This window comes from Pandoraea sp. CB10b_02 (assembly GCF_002216225.1).
Lineage (GTDB): Bacteria > Pseudomonadota > Gammaproteobacteria > Burkholderiales > Burkholderiaceae > Pandoraea > Pandoraea nosoerga.
Genome location: NZ_NJGW02000034.1, coordinates 22,153 through 28,152 on the forward strand (window position 1 = coordinate 22,153; position 6,000 = coordinate 28,152).

Here is a 6,000-nt window from a genome sequence, read left to right on the forward strand (position 1 = left end):
CTTTCTGGCCTTCACCTAACGCGAGCATGTTACCGAGAGCGTCCGGAGAAGCAGGGCGAGAAAAACGAGAAACACCCTATCAGGGTGCACGTGCAACCATCAAATTAAATTTAGCTATCCAAACATTAATCGCTTTTTGCGACTAAGCTTTCTTTCCTGATAATACGAATTATCAGGAAAGAAAGGCACTTGAAATACTTATCTATCCATCTACCAGCCTAGCTATCTACTAAGGTAGAAATCGAACCCAGATTGGCCCTCAGCCGGTTAGCTGCCTGGATGTTGCACAGGGTTGAACGGGACACGTTGAAATGGCGCGCAATCTCCGCAATCGACATGACGCGTGCACTTACACTGAACGCAGCCCCCCCCGCAGCACGCCGGCCGATAAAGTGTCCAACATTGGACACTCATCCGCGCCCTCAGCGCGTGACGGCGCACTGTCCAATCTTGGACACGCCGTCTCCCATTCGCTGAGGAGGTCTGGTCTTCGAACCACGCGGAAAGGCTGCCAGATGGCCGAGCGTGGCCTGAAAGGACACGCTGTCCCCGCGAAGCCGGCGGATGGGATGCATAGTGTCCCAATGGGACACAGCGAGATTTCCGTCCCAAGAGGTCTGGCGGAAAAACGGCGCTGTCGCGCCGCTCAATGCCAGACGTCCAAGGTCACTGCATCCCCCACCGCCGAAACGCGCCATCATCGGAGCGAGGCTTCGGCGACGCATCAGGCGCTCGCAGCATCGTCGGCATAGCGATGCTTCCGCCGAAGACAATGGCGGTCTGACGCGCAAGGCCGGCGATGCGCCTGACTTCACGTCTGTCCGCCCACTCGCTGGCTGACTGGACCGCAGCGAGGTCTTTCTCCGAAGTCAGTCGGAACGTTACCCAGTTATTACACTGGGAAAGCACGGTAGGCGAGATTTCGGATGGTCGTTGCGTGCTCAGCCACAAAGCCAAGCCGAACTTCCGCCCTTCCTTTGCGAGCCGCTCATAAGCCAGCGAGTTTTCGTTAGCCTCCTCACCAGAGCCAATCGGACGCATATAGTGATGGGCCTCCTCCAAAACCAGCAGGGTGGGGACCGCCTGATGCTGACCGCGGCGGAACAGTTCGTAAGCATAGAGCTCCAGCAACGAGCCGAGGACGAACGGCGTGAGGTCATGGGAGACGCGGCGAAGGTTGATGATATGCACGCGCCAGTCAACCTCCTGGCCGCCGAAAATACGTTCCACCAGGTTGGCCGATTCGACCGTCCACGAGAGTTGCTCGCCGTGACCTGCGCCGCCATTGACGTCCACGACGTCTGTAAACATGGGGTCTTCCGCAAATCGATGGATTCGAGTAACCAGAGGCGAGACATTAGAATAGTGGAAGCTGGAACGCTCGGGTCCGTTTCTTCCAGGTTGTATCCCGTGACTTTCCGCAACGAGCGCGGCCAGTGCAGCCATATGCGGCCACTGTGCAACCACATCCGCCGTGCCGTTCCGGATGCGTTGCATCCGTGCTTCCGCGTCGGCGGCGCCAGCCTGCCGACAGTCGTCAAACAGTGTTGCCGCCGCATCAGTTGCCAGGCCCGCTCCCTTCGCTGCGGCAAACCATCGGACCTTGTTCAGGTGCTCGAGCGCGAATGAAAGCGCTGGACGCTGGGTTTTTTCGCTGGGGATGAGCAACCGATGAAGCCCGAACCGGCCCAGAGCGTAGTACGGGATTTTGAAAGAGTTGGCATCATCCCCGCCAAGCGTCGTGACTTTCACCGCACCAGCCGGGAGGTCAGCGAGCTGGAACGCATCCTCATACTCACCATTGATGTCAAATACGACTATGCGCGCATGGGGGAAGCGTACTACCTGCTGGAGCACTGACGCCGTGAAGCAACTCTTGCCCTGGCCAGAGCTTCCCAGCACAGCAACGTGTCGCGACAGGAAACTCTCGAGCCCCACTCGCAGCGTACCGCCACCACGCAAATCCTCGCCCAGCGAAATCGGCAAATCTTCGTCGTCGGCTCGGCCGAGCGATGCTTCCAACTCTTCGCGCGTCAGTGGAAAAGCTTCAGCCCCCAAGGGTGGCGTCGGAAGCGAGTCGCTAATAAATCGAGTCGCACCCCCGTCCCGGAAAAGCCGTCCGACCACCACGCCGGTCAGATTGCGCAAGGGCTCCGATTGGTGGGTGCTTGAGCCGACTCCCAGGCGGTGCGCTTCTTTCGGCTCTGCAAAACTGAGCGTGAGTACCTTCATCACCAGGATTCGGCTGCCGGCGTCTAACGCAAGGAGACTCCCCACTTCGGTGACGGTCGAAACACCTTGCATGTGGGACGCCACCTGACCGCGGTGCATATCTAGCAGATTGAGGGTGACTTCGGCTCCATCAATTTGAACCACATAGCCGACTGGCTGACGGCTCCTCATAGGCCCTCCGCCGGGTCGTACTCGTCCGCTTCCGGTGCGAACGGCTCGCGAAGAACCTTTGCCAGGCGACGCATTTCGTCGTCATAGAGAAGCGGGTCGGGCAATTGCGCAGCGAGTTTGTCCAGGTACGCTTCGGCGCCGCCGCCGATGACGGTGACTCTGGGGTTTTTCAGCGACAGCAACTTACGTAGCGCGGCTGGCAGCGCTGGGTCCAACACGTTCCCAGAAAATTCCGGAGAGTAGATGACCAGTTGCAGTGTCGGGTTGAGCAGCGCGGAAGTCAGCAACCGGTTGATATGCTCATCGCCGAAGCCGTAACCGCAAACGAGCAAGCTCGTCTGAGGCCTCGACAGAAATTCGGAGAATCGCCTGAACAGTTCGCCGAGAACATAACCGACAGTCTGCATGTATTTTGCCGCGCGGGGCATCACCATGAACCCAAGTTCAGTCTTGGTCAGGTCGTCCAGGAAAGATTGAATACCCACCCCTGCGAGGGCCGCCTGGATTTCATAAACCTGCCCGGAATCCTCGCGCCAGGTCAGCGAGCCGTGCAGCTTGGCGAGGTAGACGTTGTAGACGCCGAAACGTGCCTCACCTCGCGCCTGGGTATTGCGGAATCCGAGGTCGAAGCTTTGAGGCGAGAAGCGCCGGCCGTGGACGCCCAGGAATCCGTCAACCACCTGCAGGTCGATACTTTCTGCCGACCACTCCACCGCGAGGTCGTAGTTGGTCGTGAACACCCATGGCGCCGCCTGGCCCGGCTGGCGAGCGGCAACGAGCTTTTGCAGAATTGTGCGATGGTGCTGGAGCTGCACAGCATCCGATTCGGCGCCGCCGGGAGATTGCCACCATGCAGGTTGTAATTGAGCTGCTCGGACCACTGCGCGGGTTAAATGCGCACGCGCGCGCTCAAGATGTGGCACGTCGGCACTTCCTTGCCGTCTCCATTCCACCAGCGCAATCTCCAGTGAGTCGTTCAACTGCTCCACGTTCGGAACAATTCTTTCATCAGGAGCCGCGAGCGCTTCTGGCTGAATGAACTCATTGTCTTTGAGCCATTGGGCTTCGTCCGGAGAGATGTCAACAAAATCGGACCACAAACTCCACATCGTTTTACCGCCGGCGGCAACTGATGCTCCGGCGCCCAGCATCACCCCGACGTTTTCCAAGCGCAAAAGCGTTGCAAGCTGCGCCTGGAGCTCGACCTCGTCTGTCAGTGGGGTAGCGCCCCGTATTCCCACGATTGCCATCGTAGTCCCTCGAATTGATTTGTTGTTCGCCCGTAGCTATGGGTGACCGCTGTCTCGCCGCGCCAGTCCGAACGCCGATTGAACGCTCAAAATCATATAGGAAAAAGTGCGGAGCTATGCCTCGTTAAGTCGGCAGCGTACCCGAAAAAACTTGATGACTTTTATCCAGGTTCCTTTTACGCAACCTGCTGACAGCCGGTTTCAATACCTGTTTTTGCAGCCCATTCGCTGCATACTGCGGTAAATGCCGGTAACGGGTAGCTATACTGAATGCAGTCATGTGACTGCGTTCAGTACCGTGACCCTATGCAGCAGCTTCTCACCCCTAAAGCACTCGCGGCCTCCCTCGGGCTGGCCGTGCAGACTATCTATAACCGCCATTCCTCGGGCGGGGACCTTCCTAAAGCCATCAAGATTGGTCGCCGTCTTCGCTTCCATCCTCATGACGTCGATGCCTGGCTGGAGGTGCAACGCCAACGCAGCGCGAAAACCACGTCATGGCCATCTGCTGACCGGTTGCCGGCTTCGGGCATCCTCGCGCAGTACGTGACCGAGCATGTCGACGTCCTGCGCCGGGAATAACGAGCATTTCTTCGCGCCCATGCTAAACGCCCCGGCTGGAACCGGGGCGCGGGGCGCCAACGGCGCGTCTTTACTCGCACGCAACCGAGTATAGGACGCGGGACCATTCATCCCGCCGCATTCAGCACGCGGAGGACAAATTTCGTAGCAGTGCAAGGAATATATATATAGTTAGTTGCTGGTGTGGCACACCCGTAATGGTGTGTCTTGCCCTCGTCTGCCCTCAGAAATTTGATAGAAGAATATGCGCCCCACAAACCGTGGTGCGGCATCGAAAAAAATGCAGCAAAAGTTCGGCCACTTTCGACAGCGCTGACTCTGCCGTACATGCAAATGAACAACCCAGCTCTCGCATGTTGGCTCATCTTTGACATCGACCGTCCCGGTGCAGCGAGCGCATGGGCCGACGCTGATTTGCCGCCGCCGACCTACGTCGCAACGAATTCGGACAACGGGCACGCCCATTTGGGCTATGCGCTTGCCGCGCCGGTGTGCGTCACCGACGCAGCCAGGAAACACCCGCAGCGCTATCTTGCCGCAATTGAGCACGCTTACATGACACGCTTGCATGCCGACGTGGCATTCAACGGGCCTTTGGCGAAAAACCCGCTGCACGACCGTTGGAAGCTCTGGGAACCCGCGAACTGCCCGATGTATGAGCTTGGCCTGCTGGCCGATTACGTCGACTTACCGGCGTCGCTGCCACGCCGTCCGAAGCCGGAAGGCTATAGCCGCAACTGCGACCTCTTCGAGACGTTGCTGGCCTGGGCAGTACGGGCCATTCGCAGCTATTGGGGACCAGGAGGTGAAGAGCGGTGGCTCAGGGCTTGCATCCGGCAGGCGTTGGCGCTCAACACTTTTTCCGACCCACTGGGGGCGAGCGAGGTGATGAGTGTCGGTCGAAGCGTCAGCCGGTGGACATGGAGAAATACGACGCCAGCAGGTTTCCGGGCGGTTCAGGCCGAACGTGGTCGGCGCGGTGGCGTCGCTTCTGGTGCAGCACGCCGTGCCGCTTCCGAAGAGCAGCGTTCAGCTGCTCTGGTTCTAGCGCAGCAAGGCCTTTCGAATCGCGCGATAGCCGCACAGCTTGGCGTGTCTCATCCGACTATTGCCGCATGGTTGAGCGCAGATGGTGAGTGACGTTCAGGGTGGTAAGTGAAGCCCTAACAGGTAACAGCGCCAGTGGGGCGCGTATCTGCGGAGCGTGCCACGATGGCGGACCGGGCTAAGCCGTGTCGGCATTTGGCTTAGCCCTTCCTTCCGATATGCGGAGAACGATGACCAAGTGAAATCATTGATGAGTGTCGGCACCACTCCCCATACATTTGGATACCATGGAGAGTGATGCTTGCAGCCGCTAACCCGCGAGCTTGTCAGCAAGCTGCTTGAACACGTCGCGGCCGGCATCATCCTTCTCTTCGGCGAAGAGGAACAGGCAACGTCCGTCACTGGATGCTTCCCAGCGATGCCCGACCTGCTTCTTCTCCTTGGAGTCGTCGTTCGTCTTGTACGGTTCGCCTTTGTACTCGACAACGAGGATGCGACCGTCGACGAGCTCCGCAACGAAGTCCGGGTAGAAATAGTCGGTCGCTGTGGGCAGCCAGAAAGAGAACTGCGGCTGGCGTTCGATATTGCGGACCCAGTACTTCACCTTCGGATGCGCATCGATATTGATCCGGCCCTTGCGCACTTGAAATTTTCTGCACCACCCTCAACTCGGATTCATGCAAGCAACCGACATGAGATCGCTGAGCCGCGAAGCGCG

The 6,000-nt window shown here is 58.7% G+C and carries 5 protein-coding genes; 2 read left to right on the top strand and 3 right to left on the bottom strand.

Annotated features, from left to right (window positions below):
• Positions 1–666 precede the first annotated feature (666 nt).
• Both herA and CDN36_RS21630 read right to left on the bottom strand, forming a co-directional pair.
• Entirely contained in the window at positions 667–2,403 is a 1,737-nt protein-coding gene (gene herA / locus CDN36_RS21625) for an anti-phage-associated helicase HerA (RefSeq protein ID WP_287497866.1), read from the bottom strand.
• Entirely contained in the window at positions 2,400–3,653 is a 1,254-nt protein-coding gene (locus tag CDN36_RS21630; protein ID WP_287497867.1) for an SIR2 family anti-phage-associated protein, read from the bottom strand. Before CDN36_RS21630 ends, herA begins: the two co-directional genes overlap by 4 nt.
• A 306-nt stretch (positions 3,654–3,959) precedes the next feature.
• On the opposite strand from CDN36_RS21630, the gene CDN36_RS21635 reads away from it, so the two are divergent.
• Positions 3,960–4,235 (top strand): helix-turn-helix transcriptional regulator, encoded by a 276-nt coding sequence (locus tag CDN36_RS21635; RefSeq protein WP_287497868.1) that lies wholly within the window; start codon positions 3,960–3,962, stop codon positions 4,233–4,235.
• A gap of 231 nt (positions 4,236–4,466) precedes the next feature.
• Positions 4,467–5,375 carry a replication initiation protein gene (locus CDN36_RS21640; RefSeq protein ID WP_287497869.1) on the top strand — a complete coding sequence of 303 codons (909 nt, stop codon included), beginning with the start codon at positions 4,467–4,469 and terminating at the stop codon, positions 5,373–5,375.
• A gap of 217 nt (positions 5,376–5,592) precedes the next feature.
• Here CDN36_RS21640 and CDN36_RS21645 read toward each other — a convergent pair whose 3' ends face one another.
• Positions 5,593–5,925 (bottom strand): hypothetical protein, encoded by a 333-nt coding sequence (locus CDN36_RS21645; RefSeq protein ID WP_287497870.1) that lies wholly within the window; start codon positions 5,923–5,925, stop codon positions 5,593–5,595.
• Positions 5,926–6,000: the final 75 nt, after the last annotated feature.

Bases quoted from the DNA above. Each gene is read 5' to 3' on its own strand.
- CDN36_RS21635 (WP_287497868.1), top strand. From the start codon at position 3,960: ATGCAGCAGCTTCTCACCCCTAAAGCACTCGCGGCCTCCCTCGGGCTG.
- herA (WP_287497866.1), bottom strand. From the start codon at position 2,403: ATGAGGAGCCGTCAGCCAGTCGGCTATGTGGTTCAAATTGATGGAGCC.
- CDN36_RS21630 (WP_287497867.1), bottom strand. From the start codon at position 3,653: ATGGCAATCGTGGGAATACGGGGCGCTACCCCACTGACAGACGAGGTC.